This window comes from Sandaracinus amylolyticus (genome assembly GCF_021631985.1).
GTDB lineage: Bacteria > Myxococcota_A > Polyangia > Polyangiales > Sandaracinaceae > Sandaracinus > Sandaracinus amylolyticus_A.
The window spans coordinates 3,028,344-3,046,977 of the sequence record NZ_CP070225.1; the positions used below are offsets into that span (position 1 = coordinate 3,028,344).

The following is an 18,634-nucleotide window of genomic DNA, read 5'->3' on the forward strand; positions in this document are numbered from 1 at the left end:
GTCAACGTCAACGATCGCGTTGACGTTGACGTGAACGGCGACGAGTCGTCAGCGGCGACGGCGCGCGAGCCCGAGGAGCGCGAGCGCAACGAGCCACGTCATCGCCGCGCTGCTCGCGCCCGATCCGATCGCACATCCGCCCGACACCGCGGGGGGCGGCGTGGTCGTGCTGCCGTCGAGGCGGACCACGCCGCCGTCGCGACGCGGCGTGCCTTCGCCGACGCAGATGCCGAGATCGCACATCTGTCCCGAGGGGCAGAGATCCGATTCCTCGTCGGTCGCACCGTCGCAGTCGTCGTCCCACGCGTTGCAGGTCTCGACGCCGGGATCGCCGGGCATGCAGTCGCGCTCGTCGCACGAGAGCGAGGCGCGCGCGCACATGCCGACGCCGCACACCGGACGCACGCGCTCGTCGACACGGCCGTCGCAGTCCTCGTCGCGACCGCCGCACACCTCGGTCGCGCCGGGGTTGGTGCCGGGATCGCGATCGTCGCAGTCGTCGTTGCCCACGCCGTAGCCGGGGCGATCGCAGCCGGTGACGGGCTCGCCTTCACGACCGCCGTAGCCATCGCCGTCGGCGTCGGGATAGAGCGTCGCGGTCGCGGTGCCCTCGTCGGTCGTGCCGTCGCAGTCGTCGTCGCGGCGGTTGCACGCCTCGGTGCCGTCGGGGTGCGCCATCCCGTCGTTGTCGTCGCAGTCGTCGTCGCGCGCCGACCATCCGTCGCGCGCCTCGCACGCGGTGATCGATCCGCGCGAGGCCGCGCCGTATCCGTCGCCGTCGAGATCGCCGTAGAACGTCGAGCCGGCACAGCCCCACACCAGGCTCCGCCGGATCGTCGCGCCGCCGTCGCCGCGGGAGCTGCCGTCGCGGTTCGCCGACATGCCGCCGATGACGAACTGCACGTCACCCACGCCGCTCGGGACGACGTAGTCGACCTCGAACGTGACCCAGCCGCCGCTCGCAGTGCGAGGCGTGCTGTGCACGATGACGTCCTCACCGGTCGCGCGCGTGCCCTCGCCGACGGTGCGGAGCGAGCCCGGGCCGCTCGTCGCGATGCGGAACCCACCGGCGCTGCCGTTGGCCGCTTCGATCTCGATGCGGAGGCGCGCCGTCGAGCCGGGCGACGGCATCGCCGGCGTGGTCGTGAAGCGCATCATCGGCGCGCGTCCGCCGCTGTGACAGCCGGAGCAATCGGCGACATCGATGCCTCGGCCGTACGCGTGGGCGGTCGCGCTCGCGAGCCACATCGAGGAGGCGAACAGAAGACCGACGCTCCACTGCTGGCTGGTCATCCGGCGCGCAGAGTATCGCGCGTCGAGTGATTGCGCATGCAACAGCGCGTGGCGGAGTGACGGCGGGTGACGGACGGGTCCGTCTGATCGTGGTGCGAATTGCCAAGAGAATCGCGGCTCGGAGGACGGTCGCGCGCTTGCTCGGGCGCGGTGCATGGACCGGACGACGACATGGGTGTGGGCGGTGTTGGTGGTGATCGCGGGGTGCTCGGCCGAGATCGACGACGGCGAGGAGACGGTGCGCTACGAGGGCCCCGGAGACTCGATCGCGATCGACGAGACGAAGCTCGACGCGGCGACCGATGCACGGGCGCGCGCAGAAGGGCTCACGGTGTGGATCGATCTTGCGATCGACGGGCACGTGGAGGGCGGCGTCGCGCGCTTCGTGATCGCGGGGCGTGCGTCGCGCGACGTGCTCGAGGTGAGCGGCGAGATGGGCGTGTCGCGCGTCGTGTCGGCGCGGCGCTTCGAGATCGAGCTCGATGCGGACGAGATGGAGCACGTCGCGATGGGCGCGCCGCTGCGTGTCGCGCTGCGCGCCCTGCGTGCGCCCCACGCCCGGTACGTGGTGCGGCTCCGCGCGCGAGCACGCATCGGTGCGGGCAGCGGAGCGCGCGAGGTGCGGATCGCATCGGCGCTCGCGCCGGTGCTGATCGACGACGAGGTGCGGTACCGCGGCGCGATCGCGCTCGACGAGGGGCTCACCGACCCCCGGATGATCGTGCCGATCCACGGCGAGATCGCGCTGGACGGTGCGCTCCGCTTCGACCTGCCGTTCGACGTCGTCGCGCGCGCTGCGTCGGAGCGGAGCGAGCGCCTCGTGATCGTCGCGCGTCGCCGTGCCGGCACCGTGAGGCGGACCGCGGAGATCGAGCTCGTCGTCTCGGAGCTCGCGATCACGCACCACGATCCCGACGCGGTGTGGCCCGACGACACGTGCGAGCCAGGCGTGCTCGCGTGCCTCGATGCGCGCGGTGGGCTCGCCGGGGACACCTCGTCGTGTGGCGACGCATGGCGCGTCACGCGCTGTCGCGAAGAGGTCGGCGCGCCGTCGCTCGCAGCGCGCTTCGCCGAGGATCTCGGGGCGCATCTCGTCGAGTGGTACGCGGTGCACGGCGCCGACGTGCGCGCCGCCGGGGGTGCATCGCTCGAGGACGCGCAGCGCGCGATCGAGGCATCGCGCGTCGAGGAGCTCGTCCACGCGGCAGAGGACCCACAGGGGCACGATCTCGCGACCACGCGCGTGCTGCGACATCGCGACGTCGTCTTCCCCGGCAGCGACATCGTGTGGCACGGCGCGTATGGCCGCGAGAGCGAGGATCTCCTCGAGATCTACGCGTTCGAGTGAGCTACACCGAACGGGTGCGGCACCACGTGTACCTCGTGCCGGGGTTCTTCGGCTTCGCGAACTTCGGCGACTTCCGCTACTTCGCGCACGTACGAGAGCACCTGCTCGCGTGGACGCGGATGCGCGGCATCGACGCGGTGATCCACTACGCGCCGACGTTCCCCACCGCATCGCTGCGCCGTCGCGCGGGACGGCTCCTCGAGCTCATGGCGGAGAGCGCGGACGGCGACGGGCCGATCCACCTGATCGGCCACTCCACCGGTGGGCTCGATGCACGGCTCGCGGTCGCGCCGCGCGCGTCGCTGCACTGCGCCGTCGATCCCGAGCCGCTCGCGTCGCGCGTGTGCAGCGTGGTCGCGGTGACGTCGCCGCACTACGGGGCGCCGACGGCCGCGTTCTTCACGAGCCTGCTCGGGCAGCGGCTGCTCTTCCTGCTCTCGCTCGTGACCATCTACGCGATCCGCGTGGGCACGATCCCGCTGCCCGCGCTCATGGTGCTCGCGAGCGCGCTGGGCTCGGCAGGCGCAGGAAGGCTGATCGCGGGGGGCGTGATCGAGCAGGTCTACGACCTCGTCATCAAGGACTTCAGCCCCGAGCGGCGCCTGCAGATCGAGCAGGTGTTCGCGCAGGTGCGGAACGATCAGACGCTGCTGGTGCAGCTCACGCCCGAGGGGCTCGATCTGTTCAACGCGCTGGCGACCGAGCGCGACGGAGTGCGCCGCGGATGCGTCGTGGCGCAGGCGAAGCCGCCGGCGCTCGGACGTCAGGCGCGCGTGGGCCCGAGCCCCACGAACCAGGCGATGTACAACGTGTACCGCGCGCTCTACGCGATCGCGTCGACGCTGCCCGAGCACCTGCTCCCGGTGCCCGACGACGCGCAGGCCAAGGTGCTGATCGACGCGTACGGCCGCATCCCGAGCGCGAAGGGCAACGACGCGATGGTGCCCACGCGCTCGCAGGTCTGGGGCGAGGTGGTGCACGCCGCATGGGCCGATCATCTCGACGTGATCGGGCACTTCCACGCGCCGCATCGTGCACCGCTCCACGTCGACTGGATGCGCACGATGAGTGACTTCGGGCAGCGGGAATTCGAGGCGATGTGGGACGACGTCGCGCGCTTCGCGTTCACCACGTGAGCGCACCGGGGGCGTGGCGAGCGCCCGAGCCCGGGGCTACCTGAGAGAGAGCCGCTCTGTATGGTGGGCGTGTGAGCCACGGGACCGAGACCAGCTTGCTGCGCGAGCTCGCGCGGCCGTGGAACCTCATGAGCCTCGTGCGGCTCCCGCTGGCCGTGCTCGCGCTGCTCGTGCGCGCAGAGCCGCTCGCGGTGCTCGGGCTCATGATCGTCGCCGGGATCTCGGACGCGCTCGACGGTGTGATGGCGCGCCGCGCGAATGCGGATCCCAAGCTGGGTGAGTGGCTCGACCCGGTCTGCGACAAGGTCTTCGTGCTCGCGGTGCTCGCGGGCGTGTGGATCGAGCGACAGCCTCCGTGGTGGCTGCTCGTGCTGACCGCGACGCGCGAGATCCTGGTGGTGCCCGCGGGGCTCATGCTCGCGGTGTCGGTGGGGACGTTCCGCTCGCGCATCGAGTACTGCGCGCGACCGAGCGGGAAGGCGACGACGGTGGCGCAGTTCCTCGTGCTCGGCGCGCTGCTCTTCGACCTGCCGCAGGTCGCCCTCCCCGCTGCGATCGCAGCGGCGGTGCTCGGGCTCGCGGCGGGTGTGGAGTACGGCGTGCGCGCGCGCGCGTGCCTCGATGCGCCCGGGCCCACGCGCGCGGCCGGCGCTGCCGAGTAGTACGCTGACGCGATGCTCAGCACGGACTGTCCGCGGTGCGCGACGACGATGCATCCGGTGCGGCTCGGGCTGCGGCACGGAGGCGCGTACCGCGAGGCCGCGGGGACGAGCGAGGCCGAGCGCGGTTGGCAGTGCCCGCGCTGCGCGCTCGGCGTCGTTCCGGGGACGCTCGTCGACTGGCTGATGAAGCGCGTGCCGGTCGGCGGTGGGCCGAGCGAGCGCCATCGCGCGCGGGTCCGCACGCCCTGCCCTGCCTGCTTCGCGAGCGTCGATCAAGTCGTGCTCGACTGGGGCAGCGAGCTCGTCGAGATCGAGCAGTGCGCGCGCTGTCGCACGATGCTCGTCGACCCCGGCGAGCTGCCGAAGGTGTTCGCCATCGAGCACGACGCGCACCGCGCGTGATCGATCAGCTGTCGACGACGATCGACCAGCCGCGCGCGGCTTCTTGCGCGAGCGCGCGATAGAACGGCGCGAGCTGCGCGAGCTCCGCGATGCTGCGTCCCTGCACGCGCTGCTCGCTCGCGTGCGCGGCGATGCGGGCGTGGAGCTCGGCGTGGAGGTGCAGGCTCGTCGCGTCGCGGCCGGGGTTCATCAGCGCGACGAGGATCTGCGCGCTGTCGAGGCGCTTGCGCGAGAAGAGCCCGCCCCAGCGGTGCTCGAGCGGCGCGGGGAGCTCGGCGAGCGAGCCCGAGCGCACGTCGCCGCCACGGCGCGTGTGCCAGCCGGTGCCCGACGCGGGCAGTCGCGCGAGGACGGCCTCGTGGAAGCGCTGCGCGATCGATCCGTGGGTCGCGACCTCGCGCGCGAAGAGATCGAAGAGCGCGCGCTCGCTCGCCGCGTCGACCGGATACGTGACGTAGCGATAACAACCGAGCGGTGCGCCGCCGCCGAGCGGACAGCTCGCGCACGCGGGCACGCCGGCCGCGAACGACGCGACCTCGGCCCGGATCTGCTCGTAGCCGAGCTCGCGCTGCACCGGGCCCTCGGGGCGGTTCACGAGGAGCTGGATGCGCACGGTCGCGCGCGCATCGGGCGGCACCTGCGCTTCGATCGCGGTCTGGTACGCGCGCATCTTGAGCTTGCCGAGGAAGCCCTGGGGGCCGAGCCCGCGCTGGAGCCCGCAGTCGCGCCACCCGATCAGATCTGCGCCCATCGTGCCTCCCCCGTTTCAGTGCGGCGTGAGCGCGGCCAGGCGCTCGTCGTTCTCGGGATCGCTGGGATCGAGCCGGCGATCGATCGCGTAGGTGGCGCGCAGATCCTCGCGCCCACGGATCGGCGCGAGACGCGCGAGCAGCGCGGCGTCGGCCGCGCCCTCGGCGATCCAGAGCTCGTCCACGCGCAGCGCGCTCGGGTCGAGGCCACTCAGCGCAGCGGCTGCGTCGCGCACGTCGCTCGACGCGCGCACCTGCGCGGTCTGCGCCGGATCGATGGACGCGTGATGGAGCACTGCGACCGGAGAGAAGCGACGACGCTCGCTCTCCCAGCGCGCCCGGAGCGCCTCGTCGCGCAGCAGCGCGCGAAGGACGTGTGCCTGCGCGAGCATCGACGCGGCACCGAGCTCGGGCCACGTCGCGACCGCTTCGCGGTACGCCTCGATCGCTCCGTCGACGTCGGCGTCGCGCCCCTCGCTGCGCGCTGCGGCGCGCTCGATCAGCGCGTTCGCGCGGATCGTGAGGAGCGTCGCGATCGCGCGGGCGTCGCGGCCGCGACGGGCGCGCGCCAGACGATCGTCGGCATCGGCGAGCGCACGCTCGGCGTGGACGACGATCTCGGCGTCCCACTCGCCGCGCTCCCACGCCGCGCGCTGCTCGTTCGGCTCGAGCTCGCCCACCCGCGCGATGCGCGCCTCGAGGTCGGCGAGCGCGCTCGCGTCGGCGAAGCGGCGCAGCAGCGAGAGCTCGCGATCCCACGCGCCCGCGCGTCGCGGCGCGAGTACCTGCTCCTGGTGCGTCAGCTCGGTGGCGCGGCGGATCCCGGCATCGTCGCGCAGCGCCGCGATCACCTCGGCGCGGTGCGCGCCCGTGGTCATGATCCCGAGCACTGCGTCGGCCTGGGCGCGATCGAGCCGCAGCGCGCGCCCATCGAGCCATCGCGCGAGCACGCGCAGCGTGCCGCGGAAGCGATGGGCGTCCGCGAGGTTCGAGATCGCGATGCTCTGATCGGGCGCGAGGCGCACCGCGCGCTCGAGCCGCTCGATCGCCGCGTCGAGGTGCGTGGGATCGGCCGTTGCCTCGTAGCGCGCCTCGAACGCGACCGCTGCGTTGTTGAGCGCGGCCATGTCGCGATCACCGCGTCGATCCCAGTCGCGCGCGACCTCCGCGAAGAGACGATCCGCCTCGTCGTAGCGGCGCTCGCGCAGCGCGCGCTGCCCGCGCACCTCGGTCAGGCGCGTGCGCACCTCGGGCGTGCCCTGCGGCGCGCGCGAGAGCCACGTCTCGGTGTCCTCGATGCGCTCGGCGAGGATCGACAGCAGCATCGCGGCCTGCCCCGCCTGCGGCTGCTGGCCGCGCTCGTACACGCCCGTCGCGATCTCTCTCGCGCGCGGCTCGAGACCGAGCCCGCGATATGCGTACGCGACCTGCAGCGCGAGGTCCTCGTCGCCCGATGCGAGCACCGACTGGAGCTCCTGCTCGCCCTGCGCCTCGCGGCCGAGCCGGTAGTACACCTGGCCGAGCCCGAGGTGGTACGCGGGCACGCTCCCCGCCTCGTCCTGGATCGCGAGGAAGAGCCGCTCCGCGTCCGCGAGCGCGCGATCACGCTCCGCGCCGCTGCGCTCTCCGCCGCGACGCAGCTCGATCATCGCGAGCTGGAGCACCGACGGGACGATCGGCGCGATCGCCTCGTACCGAGCGCGCGCCGCGGCGAGCTCGGGATCGCGCGAGAGCTCGCTCGCGAGGTGCTCGAACACGATCGCGCGCGCCTCGTCGTCGCTCGCGAGCTGCAGGCGCGCCTGCACGTCGGCGGGGCCGAGGCCGAGCTCGAGGCGCGAGATCAGCGACTCGGTGCGCTCGCGCTCGATGCGCGACATCGCCTGCTGCGCGTCGCGGAGCTCGCCGAGCCGCGGCATCACGCGCCGCGCGAGGAGCGCGCGCGCATCGTCGAGGTGACCCGCGTCGAGCTCGGCGGCCGCGAGGCTCGAGAGCGCAGCGGGCGCGAGCGAGCCCGGGCTCCCGAGCGCACGGAGCGCGGTGATCGCGGCCGCGGTCTCGCCGCGCGCACGAGAGAGATCGGCGAGCGCGGCGACGCACTCGTGATCGTCCGGGAAGCGCGCCAGTGACGCGCGGAGGAGCGCTTCGTCGCCCGATCCCAGCGCGGTCGCACGCTCGGGGTCGGCCTGCATCGCCTCGGCGCTCGCGAGCGCCTCGTTCACGCGATCACGCAGCGGCAGCGAATCCATGCGCGCCGCGCTCGCCCACGCGCGCAGCGATCGCGACGCCGCGAGCACGAGCGAGGGCGACGCGATCACGTGCTCGACGATCGGCGCGGCGGCGCGCACGCCCGCTTCGTCGAGCCCGCCCGCGACGTGCTCGTCGAGCGCCTCGAGCGGCCACTCCGACCCGAGGAGCTCGCCGAGCGCGCGATGCAGCGCGCTCCGTCGCGCGTCGAGCGGCGACGAGGACTGCGGCGTGGTGACCGCGATCCCTCGCTCCACCACGGTGAGCGCCGCGCGCAGCGCGCTCTCCCCGCTCTCGCCGAGCTCCCCTGCCCACGTCGTGACGCGCTCCTGCAGACGTCGCTCGGGCGCACCGCTGCGCGCGTACTGCGGCACCGCCTGCCAGCGCGTGATCGCGCGCTCGAACGCATCGAGCCGATCCTCGGTGAGGGGCGACGGAACAGTGCTCGCGAGCAGATCGACGTAGCGCGCGCCCACCGCCTCGCGGTCGCCGAGCCCGAGATCGTAGCCGGGCCCCGCGAGCAGTCCGTCGTACGCGACGAGCGTCGCCTCGACGTCGCCACGCGCGTCGACCGCGCGCGCCTCCTCGAGCGCGATCGCCGCGAGCCGCGACGGCGAGCTCAGGTAGCTCGAGACCGCCGTCGACAGAGCGCCGAGCACGATCGCCGCGAGCAGCGCCCAGCGCCAACCCCGTGCGAACGCCGAGAGAGGCTCCTTCGAGAGGAAGAGATACGAGCCGTTGCCCTGATCGATCACGCGGTACGCGCCGAGCGGGAAGATCGGGACGAAGAGCGCCGAGATGCAGTGCGTGGTGACGTACGAGCCGTCGTCGCGGCGATCGCGCTCGCCGTAGATGCCCACGCCGAACCCGTTCAGGCGGAAGAGCGCGGGCGCGCCGTCGGTGAGCGGGCGCGACCCGTTCAGCACGATGTCGATCAGCTTGCGGAGACCGGCGTCCTTCGCGGTGCGACGCGCGTCGCGCAGGATGCGATCCCCGGCGTCGAAGTCGCCCTGTCGATGGTTCCAGCGCGCGCGGCACAGCGCGACGTGGGTCGTGGGCTCGCGCATCGCGCCCTCGAGCTCTTCCGCGACGAGCCCTCGTGGCCCGATCTTCTGCGCCGCGCGCAGCAGACGAAGCGCACCGCTCTCGTCCCCCGACGCGCGCACGAGCGCGCCGAGCTCGATCGCGAGGAACGCGACGTTGTCCGCGACCTTCTCGCGCGCGTCCGCAGGCAGATCGATCGCGAGCGTCGCGAAGCTCGCGAGCACCTCGTCCTCCATCCGCCGCCGGAGCTCGGTGACGGTCGCGCGGAGGCGCGGCCAATCGGCACGCGCGGGATCGGGCTCGTGATCGCGGTGATCGACAGCCTTCGCGACCGCGTCCATCGCCTGGGTCAGCGTCTGGATCGGATCCATGCGAGGGAGGGTCTACGCTCGCCCCCTCGCGTTCCATCCCTCTATTCCGCGCGATCGAGCACGGCGTAGCGGAACCCCGCGCGGATCAGCGCGGGCACCAGCGCCTCGGGCACCTCGCGCGCGTCGAGGATCTCGGTGCGCCCGTGATCGTTCTCGTCCGCGAACACGAGCCAGCGCAGGCGATAGCCCGCGCCCTCCCAGCGCGCGCGATCGAGCCCGTAGAACATGTCGAGGTCGGGCTCGATCCAGCACGCGACGAGATCGGGACGACGCCCCAGCACGTAGTCGGGATCGTACGCGTCGTGACCGACGTCGAAGCGCGTGCGCTCGCGATGTGCGAGCTCGCGATCGTTGAGCCCGAGCATGTCGATCGCGCGCAGGCCCGAGAAGAACGGGATCTTCCCCGCAGCGTCGACCGCGATGGTCGCGCCCCCGGGGGCGTGCTCCGCGAGGTGACGGCCCAGCGCCACCCAGCGATCGGTGCGCGTCGTCGTGTAGCGGAAGCGCAGATCGAACACGCACGGCAAGAGCTGCACGACCACGAGCGCGCCCGCGATCGCCGGGATCCACCGCGCGAGGCTCGTGCTCGCGGCGATCGAGAGCGCGAGCGCGCTGCCGACGAGATAGAGCCCGACGAGGAAGCGCTCCTGGAACACGTCGCCGCCGACCCAGACCCAGTACGCGACCACACCCGCGCCGAGGAACGCGGCGTAGCTCGGCACCAGGCGTCCGCCCCGACGCGCGAGGATCCACGCGGCACCGATCGCGACGAGCTCGAGCGCGAACCCCTGCTGCGTCGCGACGATCCCGAGCTGCACGAGGCCCGCAGGCACGCGCATCCAGAACGGCGCGGAGACCTTCGCGTAGTACGTGTTGGGAAGGACGTCGCCGTAGTACGAGAGACGGAACGCGAGGACGGCCGCGAACGCGAGCGCACCGGCCGTCGCGAGCGCGCCCGCGACGCCGAAGTGACGTCGCAGCGCGAGGAACACGACCGCGATGCCAACGCCGATGAACCCGTCGGCGCGCACCAGCACCGCGCCGATCGCGATCACCGCCATCGCGACGAGCTCGAGCGGGCGCGCGCGATCACGTTCCGCGACTCCGTCGACCAGTCGCCACAGCGCGATCTGCAGCAGCACGACGACCGGCGTCTCGAGCCCCGACGCGACCGCGATCCACAGCGCGGGCTGGATCGCGACCACCCACGGCGCGATCGACCGCAGATGCGCGGGGAGCGCGCGCCGCAGCCACGACGCGACGAGCCCCGCGGCCCCGAGCGCCGCGAGCACGTTGAGCCCGACCGCCCACACGATCACTCCGTCGCGACCGAGCAGCGCGAGCCCGGGCACGCAGAGCAGCAGGTACCCGAGGTTCGTGAAGCCCTCGACGCGCTCGCCCGCGTTGAACACGAGCCCGTCGCCCGCGAGCAATCGCTCGGCGTAGCGGAACGAGATGAACGCGTCGTCACTGCCCAGCGCGTGGCCCGAGAGATCGGAGTGCGAGTAGCCGAACGACGCGTGCGCGATGCACACCGCGGCGAGCGCGATGCCCGCGAGCGCCCACGAGATCCGCTCCCCGCGGCTCCAGGCTGGTGCTGATTCCGTGACCAAGCGCCCGAGCTTAGGGGACGCCCGGGACCGGGCAAGCAGCTCGAAGACCGTCGGAAATCAGCACTCAGATCTCGAGCGCGAGCGCGAGCAGATCGTCACTCCGCTCGACGTCGCGCACCCACGCGTCGGGCAGCGCGCCGAGCCCTGCCCGCGCACCGGCGAGCGCGCCGGCGAGGGTCGCGAGGCTGTCGCTGTCGCCGGGGCTGTTCGCGCCCTCGAGGATCGCGCGCTCGGGATCGTCGGGCGAGCGCGCGAAGAGGTAGACCGCCGCCGCGATCGCCTCGTGGGCCGCCCAGCCGCGCAGTCGATCGAGCGTCGTCTCGGGCGCCACGCCGCCGTCGGCGTCGTCGAGCGCCTCCGCCATCATCACCGCGGTGCGCGCGCTGTAGCGCGCCGCGGCCGCGATCATCTCGCTGAGCACGACGCGCGTGGGATCGCCGCGCAGCACGCGCGCGACGCCGATCGCCATCGCCGCGCTCGCCGCGAGCGCGATCGGATCACGATGCGTGAGCTTGCTGTGGGCGACCGACCACTCCTCGCAGCGCGAGAGATCGTGCGCGTAGAGCAGGCCGAACGGATACGCGCGCATCACCGATCCACATCCGCCCGCGGTCGCTCCGCCGGCGCGCGACCAGTGCTCACCGCGCGCGAGCGCGCGCGATCCGCTCAGGCACGCGTTGCCCGGCGCGCGATGTCCGCCCTGCGGGCGCTCCGCCCACTCCACGAACGATCGCGCCATGTGCTGCATCGTCGCGTCGAGATCCGCGCCCTCGCGGCGCGACCACAGCAGCGAGCGCAGCACCGCCTCGGCCATCTGGGTGTCGTCGGTGTACGGCGCGAAGCGCTTGCCGCCGCGCTCCCAGTAGAGCTCGAACGTGGTCACGCCGTGGGGCGGCCACTTCCGGCGGATCGCCTCGAGCGACATGAACTCGGTGGGGTGCCCCATCGCGTCGCCGATCGCGGCGCCGAGCACCGACCCCGCGATCGCCGAAGCACGCGGCGAGAGCGCACGCGCGCGCGGCGTCGCGGGGCGGATGTCGGGAGGGATCGTCTCGCGGATCGCGGCCTCGGGCAGATCCGGGTCGAGGTCGTCATCGAGCTCGCGCGCGCTCCAGAGATCGCCCTCTTCGCCGTCGTCGATCGCGCTCGCGGCCTCGACGTGCTGCGCGATCTGCTCGAGCCACTCGCGCTGCGCCTCGCTCGCCGCGACCTTACGACCGCGCACCTCGCGCAGAGCGCGCAGCACGTCGTCGAGATCGCGTCCCGCGCGCACCTGCAGCGCAGCCGCGATCATTCCGGCGCGCCCCATCCCCTCCCGCGAGATCAGCACGACCTTCGCGTCCTCGGAGACGTGCGACTCGATGCGCTCGAGCACCTCGTGCGCGTCCTCGCCCGGCGCGTCCTCGGGCGCGACCGGAAGTCGGATCAGCACCAGCTCGCGCTCGTCCGCGAGATCGTCGATCGCGCCGTACCCGCCGCGCGCGCGCTCCTCGTCGGTCGTGAGATCGACGAGCACGTCGGCGCCCTCGGCCCGCAGCGCATCGAGATCGCTCGCGAGATCGCGCGACCACTCGATACCGCTCTCCGCGATCTCCACGACGCCCGGCGCGTGGGCGAGCCCGATGCGCGGCTCGATCCACGTCACGCGCAGCGGATGCGTGCTCGACGTGACCTTCATCGGCCCCTCGGCCGCGACCGTGCCCGGGCTCGACTTGGTCGGACGCACCACCTCGCCGCCCAGCAGATCGAGCTGCAGCGTCCCGTCCCCGCTCCCTCTTCGCTCTCCCATCGATTCCCCCGATCAGAGATCGCTGCGCCGACCTGCGAGCGCACGCTCGAGCGCCGGGAAGAGACGCGGCCCGAGCGCCGGCTCGACCATCACCGCCCACGCGACGCGCCCACGAAGGTACGACGCGAAGCTCGGACGACCGTCGCGGTTCTGGCTCTCCATCCCGAAGCGAGCGCAGTTGTACAGCAACGCACGCAGCGCGCGCTTCTCGTCGCGCGGCAGGCGCACCGCGCGGTTCACGACCACGCCCGTCACTTCCTGGCGCGACGCACGACGCATCACGCGCGTCTTGCCCTCGTGCTCGGCGAAGCCCTCGGTCGCGATCACCTTGCGCACCATGCCGAAGAGCGACGCGAGCTTCGCGGGATCGTCGCCCGAGAACGTGAGATCGTCGGCGTAGCGCGTGTACGTGAACCCGAGCGCGCGAGCGATGCCGCGCAGGCGCGCGTCGAGGCGACGGCAGATCAGGTTCGTGATCGCCGGGCTCGTGCACGCCCCCTGCGGCAGCACGCGCGCGCCGAGCGCGACGTGGTAGCGCTGCCCGTCGAGCTCCGCGGGCACCCGCGGCGGCTCGGTGCAGAGCAGCGCGAGCACCGTCGCGACCTGCTCCGAGTACCCGAGCTTCGCGAACAGACCCTTCACGCGACGGAACGAGATCGTCGGGAAGAAGTCGCGCAGATCGAGGTTCACGACGACCGCGCGCCCGACGTGCGGACGTGCGTTGCTCACCACCGATCGCTCGCGGACGAAGCCGTGTGCCTCGTCGCTCGGCGCGATTCGTTGGAGCACCAACGATTGCACCTTCTGCTGCGCATCGGCGAGCGCGGGCTTCGGCGCGGAGATCGCGCGGATGCCCCCGGTCTTCTTGGGGATGCCGTAGCGGTGGTAGTGCACCAGCGTCGCGCCGCGACGGTGGAACGTGAGCCATCGCAGCTTCGCGATCGAGATGCCGAGCGTGCTCGCGACGTCGCGCGCATCGCGCCAGATCGGCAGGCCTCCCGCCTCGAGCGCCGCGACGTCGCTCTCGACGTCCTGCAGCCCCGCGCTGACGCCGAGGCCCGCGTAGACGAGCCGCTGCGCTCGCTGCGCGCGCCATGCCTCGGCGCGCTGCTTCGCCTCCGCGACGCGCTCCGCCTTCTTCGCCTTGCGGCGCTCGCGGCTCTCCTTCCAGCGCCGGATGCGCTCGCGCTGCAGCGCCTTCTCGGGCTTCTCGCCGTCGCCCGCGATCTTCACCAGCGTGGCGAGCTCGGCGTCGAGCTGCGCGCGCTCGACGATCTCGCCTGGCGGATCGCTGGGCACCGGCTCGTGCGCGGGCCAGAAGCCGAGCGTCTTCATGCGAGACAGCGCGGTCGCGTCGTCGATCGACGCGAGCACCGCCTTGATGAGCGCGGCCTTCTGCGGGTCCTTCTCGTCGCTCATGCGAGCGCCTCGATGCAGGACGTGCGGTGTGGCGAGGACGAGAGGCCGGGGCGCCTACGAAGAGCCCTGGGACGGGACCTGTCCACCATAGGGTCCCGCGGCCCTGCCGATGCCCGCGGGGACCGGAGGTCCCCAACCAGCTGCGGGCGGGCAGGGCCGTGGGACCCGGGTGCCGACCGGGCCCGTGACGAATGGAGAGCACGTGAGCCTGCGCGGCGTTGCACCGCACCGATGGCTAGGCCGTTGCGCGTGATGAGCGCGCTGGGCTCCCCGACCCCTCGTCCTCGACGCACTGCACGCGTCACGACGACGATCCTTTCTTCTTCGCCTGATCCTCCTCCTCGAGCTTCGCCATGTGTGCGAGCCGCAGCGCGAGCACGTGCTCGCAAGGTCCCTTGGTCAGCCCGTGCTTCTCCGCGAACACGCACGTGCAGCTGGCCTCGAGGATCTGTCCTTCGTGATCCACCGCGAGCAGCGGGCGCACCGGCGGACCGCTCTCTCCGCGCGCGCTGCCCGAGAGCTTGTACCCCATCGACGTCGGACGGCGCGCGATGATCCGTACGCCGCCGTGGTCGATCATCTCCTTCGCGGTCTTCGCCTTCGGGCTCGACTCGATCTCCGCGACCTTCGCCTCGGCGATCGCCGCGCTCGCCGAGAACGGCACGAGCAACAGATCGCGATGGCGATGCAGCCCGCTGACGACGTCGTACATCGCGCGGCCGGACTGAGCGAGGATCGAGAGCGCGCTGCGCGCCTTCTCGACGCCGAGCTCGCAACGCGCGGCGATCTCCGCGTCGGTCGCGCGACGCGCGTCACGCAGCGCGCCGTACACGCGCGTCAGCTCGTCGGCGTTCGTCGGGAGGCGACGCGTGAGGAGATCGAACTTCGCCTGACCGCCCACCCAGTCGTTGTCGGTCCAGCCCGAGAGCGCGAGCGTGAACGTCACGCGCCCACCGAGATCGCAGACCCAAATGCTCGGGAGCCCCGAGCCCGCGAGGAACACCTGCACGCGCTCGGCGAGCGGCAGCACGCGCTCCAGCACCCGCAGTCGATCGCGGCCCCAGGTGCGGATCGATCGCTCTTTCGGTCCGTGGAATTTGCTGATCGGCGAGCCCGTCACGAGCACGTCGAAGGGCTCGATCAAGATCTTCGTGCGCTCGCCCGGCGCGAGCTGCCAGCGCAACGAGCGCGGCGACACCTGAGCGCGCCGCGCGCGGATCACGCGGATCACGTTGTAGACGTCGACCGGCGCGAGCTCGACGCGCTCGAGCCCCATCGACATCAAGCCGTGCACCTGGAGGAAGCCCGCGAGCCAGCCCTCGGGCATCGTGATCTTCTTCTCGTGCACCGACTTCGCGGTCTCGGGCATCGCCGCGATCGTCTCGGCCTCGAAGCCACCCGGCGCGATCTCGAAGCGCGTCGCGCGGTAGCTGCGCATCCGATCGAAGTGGTCGTGCAGGCGCGCCGAGAAGTCGACGTTCGTCGTGCCGTGCTCGATCGCGTCGATGCGCGAGAACGCCGCGTGCCCGACCGCGAGCCGCGCGTAGCTGCTCTGATCGCGCGAGAACGCCTCGAACGAGAGCTCGTCGGGGTGCACCGTGACGACGGGGTCGAGCACCAGCGAGCGCTCGAGCTCGTCCTCGATCGCCCACTGCACGTACGCGCGGCGCGCCTTCTCGAACGAGGCGCGACGCTCGGCGCGAGCGCGATCGAGCTCGCCGATGCGCAGCTGGATCTCGCCGAGCCGCGCCTTCGCATGCGCGCTCTTCGCGGCGAGCCCCGCGAGGAACAAGCGATCCTGCTCGGCGAGCCACGCGCGGAACGCGGTGCGATCACGCGGGTGGTAGCGGAAGTCGCTGACCGCGACGTCGTAGAGCGCGGCGAGCCCTTCGCGCAGCGGGATCACGTCCTCGAGATCACCCGAGAAGAACGTCGCCTCGCGCAGCGTGTTCGTCGCGAGCGCGAGGCGCGCGCGATCACCGCTCGCCACGGCACCGCTGCGGCCCGCGTACTTGTACGCGAAGGAGGTCGCGGTCATGCGCCCTCCGTCGAGAGCGCGCTGCGCACCTCGGGGAAGCGCGTCTGGATCGCGGCGAGCCCGGCGATCACACGCTCGAAGTCGCGCACGGTGCGGGTGCGCAGGACCCGATCGAGCAACGACGCAGCGAGCGCGCCCTGCTGCGCGTCGACCTGTCCGCGCGTCACGAGGAAGTCGATCGCGCGACGCTTCGTGTCCGCGTCGGCGCGCACCTCGAGCAGCACCGTGCGGAAGAACGCCTCGCACCGCGCGAGCGGCACGTAGCCGGGGCGCAGGTGCTGCGTCGCGAGCTCGATCGCGAACGCGCGCATCGCGCGCTGCGGGTGCTCGATCAGCCGGAAGAGCACCGCGTCCGCGTCGAGCCGCTCGAAATTCGCGATCACGAGCTCGCGCCCCAGCGCCTGCACCTCGGCGTGGTTCGAGTCGCAGAGCGCGATCAGCGCGTCGAGCCCGTGCTGCTCGACCGTGATCAACACGCGCAGGCGCGCGAGCGCGGGACGACGCACGTCGTCCCAGCGCGACTCCGCGAGCGTGTAGAGCGGCGTCGGATCGACGTGCAGCTCGCCTTCCGCGGCATCGAGCAGCGCGACCGCGGCCTCCCGCACCGTCGCGACCTCGGAGTCGGCGAGCGCGGTGAGGCGCGGGAGTCCGATCAGCGCGAGCGCCTCGGGCCGGCCCGCGAGCAAGCGCCCCGCGACGCGCTTCGCCGCGTTGCCGCCGCGATCGATCCACGCGATCAGCTCGGTCGACGAGAGCACGCCCGCGACCTCGTCGCGCAGGGCGCTCGCGAGCAGCTCCGCGATCGGCGCGAGCCGATCGTCGTCGCCGCCTTCGCGCAGTCGCTCGGCGAGCCGCTTCGCGATCGCGATGCGCGCATCGCGCGAGACGTCGCGCAGCGCGTTCGCGACGATCCCCGCGATCTCCGTGCGCGCGACCGGGCGCTCGCGCTCGAGCAGTCGCAGCACGCCCTCTGCATCGCCCGCCCACGCATGCCGCGAACGATCGAGCAGCGCCGCGCCGCGCGCGCGCACCGACGCGCTCTCCGAGTCGAGCAGTCGCGAGAGCAGCCCGAGGTCGGGCTTGGTCGCGTCGAACCGTCGCTCGAGCTCGGCGAGCGCGACCGCGACCACCCCCTCGTGGTCCAACCCCAGCAGCGTCGCGATCTCGTCGCCCTCGAGGCGCTGCGCGAGCCCGGGATGACGCGCGACGCCCGCGAGCGCGAAGTCCTGCACCTCGCGCAATCGCCCGCCCACCAGCACCCGCAGGTACGCGTCGGGCCGCACGTCCCAGAGCTCCGGGTACGCCTCTTCGCGCACCGTCGCCGCCGCCAGCTTCGCCGCCGCGCTCGCGAAGCGCGTCTTCAGCGTGCGGTCGTCGAGCACCACGCGCTTGCTGCGCGCGAACAGGATTCGTTGGAGCTCATACGAATGCGCGAGCGGCCCAAGGAGCCCCTGATCGGGCGCGCGATCCTCGGGCCGGTACGCGCAGAGCACCTCGGCCGCGATCTCCGCGTAGCGCTCGGGCCTCCACTTCGCGATGCGGCGCAGGTATCGCCAGCACGCGCGCATCGCCCAGCGCTGCGTCTTGCGACCGAACACCCGCGTCGCGCGCGTCTCTCCGTCGAGGCCCGACTTGAGGCTCGCGCTCTTGCCCTTCGTCGTGCGCGCGCGCTGCTCGATCGCGTGCGCGATCAGCGCGAAGGTGGTCGCGTCCTCGCGCAGCATCGCGCGCTTCAGCACGCTCTTCGCGTAACGCCACACGTGCGGCGCGGACACGTCGGACGTGCGCAGCATGCGACGTGCGGTCGCGACCAGCGCGGGCGTGCCCGCCTCGTAGAGCTGATCCGCGACGATCCCGATGCGCGCCTTCTCGAGCGCGTCGATCACCTCGAGCAACGGCGCGACGTTGCTCTTGCGCAGATCGTTCTCGTCGAGCGCGCCGATCGCCTGCGCCACGCTCGGCGGCAATCGCTTCTGCCCCGCGGCGCGCGCCTCCGCGAGCCCCTCGGCATCGCCCAGCAAGCGCAGCGCCTCGACGCCCGCGCGACGGCGCGAGAGCAGCTTCTTGCTCGCGAGCTCGCGCGCGATCGGGATCGCCGCGGGATCGCCGATGCGACCCAGCGCCTCGACGATCGACGGGAGCTCCGTGCCCTTCCCCGCTGCCGCCGCGAGCAACGCCGGCACCACCGCGCGCTCGCGGCGCCACCCCAGTGCGCTCGCCGCGCGCGCACGACGCGCCGGATCCGACGACGAGAGCGCCTCGATCAGCTCCTCGTGCACCGAGGGCGTGAACCCCTCGCCGAGCAGCGCCTTCACGACGTCCTCGGCGCGCGCGTCCGCGACGTTCGTCGGGTACGGCCCGTACACCGTCCCGCTCGAGAGCGATCCCGGCGCGATGCCGCGCGCGACGCGGATCAGCCACGTCCCGGGCTGCGCCGACGACGGCTCGACGGAGACGACCGCGTAGCGATCATCCCCGGTCGGACGCCGGAATCGTCTGGTCGGGATCACTTCAGCGAATCCGAAT

12 protein-coding genes are annotated in these 18,634 nt (G+C 72.6%); 4 read left to right on the forward strand and 8 right to left on the reverse strand.

Annotated features, from left to right (window positions below):
• Nucleotides 1-48 precede the first annotated feature (48 nt).
• Complete coding sequence (locus I5071_RS12530) at nt 49-1,293, reverse strand: putative metal-binding motif-containing protein (RefSeq protein WP_236605668.1); 1,245 nt, start codon at nt 1,291-1,293, stop codon at nt 49-51.
• 154 nt (nt 1,294-1,447) lie between these two features.
• Between I5071_RS12530 and I5071_RS12535 the strand changes: the two genes are divergently transcribed.
• The 4 genes from I5071_RS12535 (at nt 1,448) to I5071_RS12550 (ending at nt 4,841) form a co-directional block, all read left to right on the forward strand.
• Nucleotides 1,448-2,641: a hypothetical protein gene (locus I5071_RS12535; RefSeq protein WP_236605669.1), complete on the forward strand. Its 1,194-nt coding sequence runs from the start codon at nt 1,448-1,450 to the stop codon at nt 2,639-2,641.
• Complete coding sequence (locus I5071_RS12540) at nt 2,638-3,777, forward strand: esterase/lipase family protein (RefSeq protein ID WP_236605670.1); 1,140 nt, start codon at nt 2,638-2,640, stop codon at nt 3,775-3,777. Before I5071_RS12535 ends, I5071_RS12540 begins: the two co-directional genes overlap by 4 nt.
• Nucleotides 3,778-3,848: 71 nt before the next feature.
• Nucleotides 3,849-4,439: a CDP-alcohol phosphatidyltransferase family protein gene (locus tag I5071_RS12545; protein ID WP_236605671.1), complete on the forward strand. Its 591-nt coding sequence runs from the start codon at nt 3,849-3,851 to the stop codon at nt 4,437-4,439.
• A 12-nt stretch (nt 4,440-4,451) separates the two neighbouring features.
• Nucleotides 4,452-4,841 (forward strand): zf-TFIIB domain-containing protein, encoded by a 390-nt coding sequence (locus tag I5071_RS12550; RefSeq protein WP_236605672.1) that lies wholly within the window; start codon nt 4,452-4,454, stop codon nt 4,839-4,841.
• 4 nt (nt 4,842-4,845) lie between these two features.
• On the opposite strand, the gene I5071_RS12555 is transcribed toward I5071_RS12550, so the two are convergent.
• From I5071_RS12555 to I5071_RS12585, 7 genes are all read right to left on the reverse strand, one after another.
• Nucleotides 4,846-5,592: a PTS sugar transporter subunit IIA gene (locus I5071_RS12555; RefSeq protein WP_236605673.1), complete on the reverse strand. Its 747-nt coding sequence runs from the start codon at nt 5,590-5,592 to the stop codon at nt 4,846-4,848.
• A 15-nt stretch (nt 5,593-5,607) separates the two neighbouring features.
• Nucleotides 5,608-9,249, reverse strand: coding sequence for a hypothetical protein (locus tag I5071_RS12560; RefSeq protein WP_236605674.1), 3,642 nt, complete (start codon nt 9,247-9,249; stop codon nt 5,608-5,610).
• A gap of 41 nt (nt 9,250-9,290) precedes the next feature.
• Entirely contained in the window at nt 9,291-10,862 is a 1,572-nt protein-coding gene (locus tag I5071_RS12565) for a hypothetical protein (protein ID WP_236605675.1), read from the reverse strand.
• Between the two features lie 64 nt (nt 10,863-10,926).
• Nucleotides 10,927-12,651, reverse strand: a complete 1,725-nt coding sequence (locus tag I5071_RS12570) for an ADP-ribosylglycohydrolase family protein (protein WP_236605676.1) — start codon at nt 12,649-12,651, stop codon at nt 10,927-10,929.
• A 12-nt stretch (nt 12,652-12,663) separates the two neighbouring features.
• Entirely contained in the window at nt 12,664-14,070 is a 1,407-nt protein-coding gene (locus I5071_RS12575) for a reverse transcriptase family protein (protein WP_236605677.1), read from the reverse strand.
• A 301-nt stretch (nt 14,071-14,371) separates the two neighbouring features.
• Entirely contained in the window at nt 14,372-16,108 is a 1,737-nt protein-coding gene (locus tag I5071_RS12580) for a hypothetical protein (RefSeq protein WP_236605678.1), read from the reverse strand.
• Complete coding sequence (locus I5071_RS12585) at nt 16,105-18,618, reverse strand: HEAT repeat domain-containing protein (protein ID WP_236605679.1); 2,514 nt, start codon at nt 18,616-18,618, stop codon at nt 16,105-16,107. The genes I5071_RS12580 and I5071_RS12585 overlap by 4 nt, the downstream gene beginning before the upstream one ends.
• Nucleotides 18,619-18,634 lie beyond the last annotated feature (16 nt).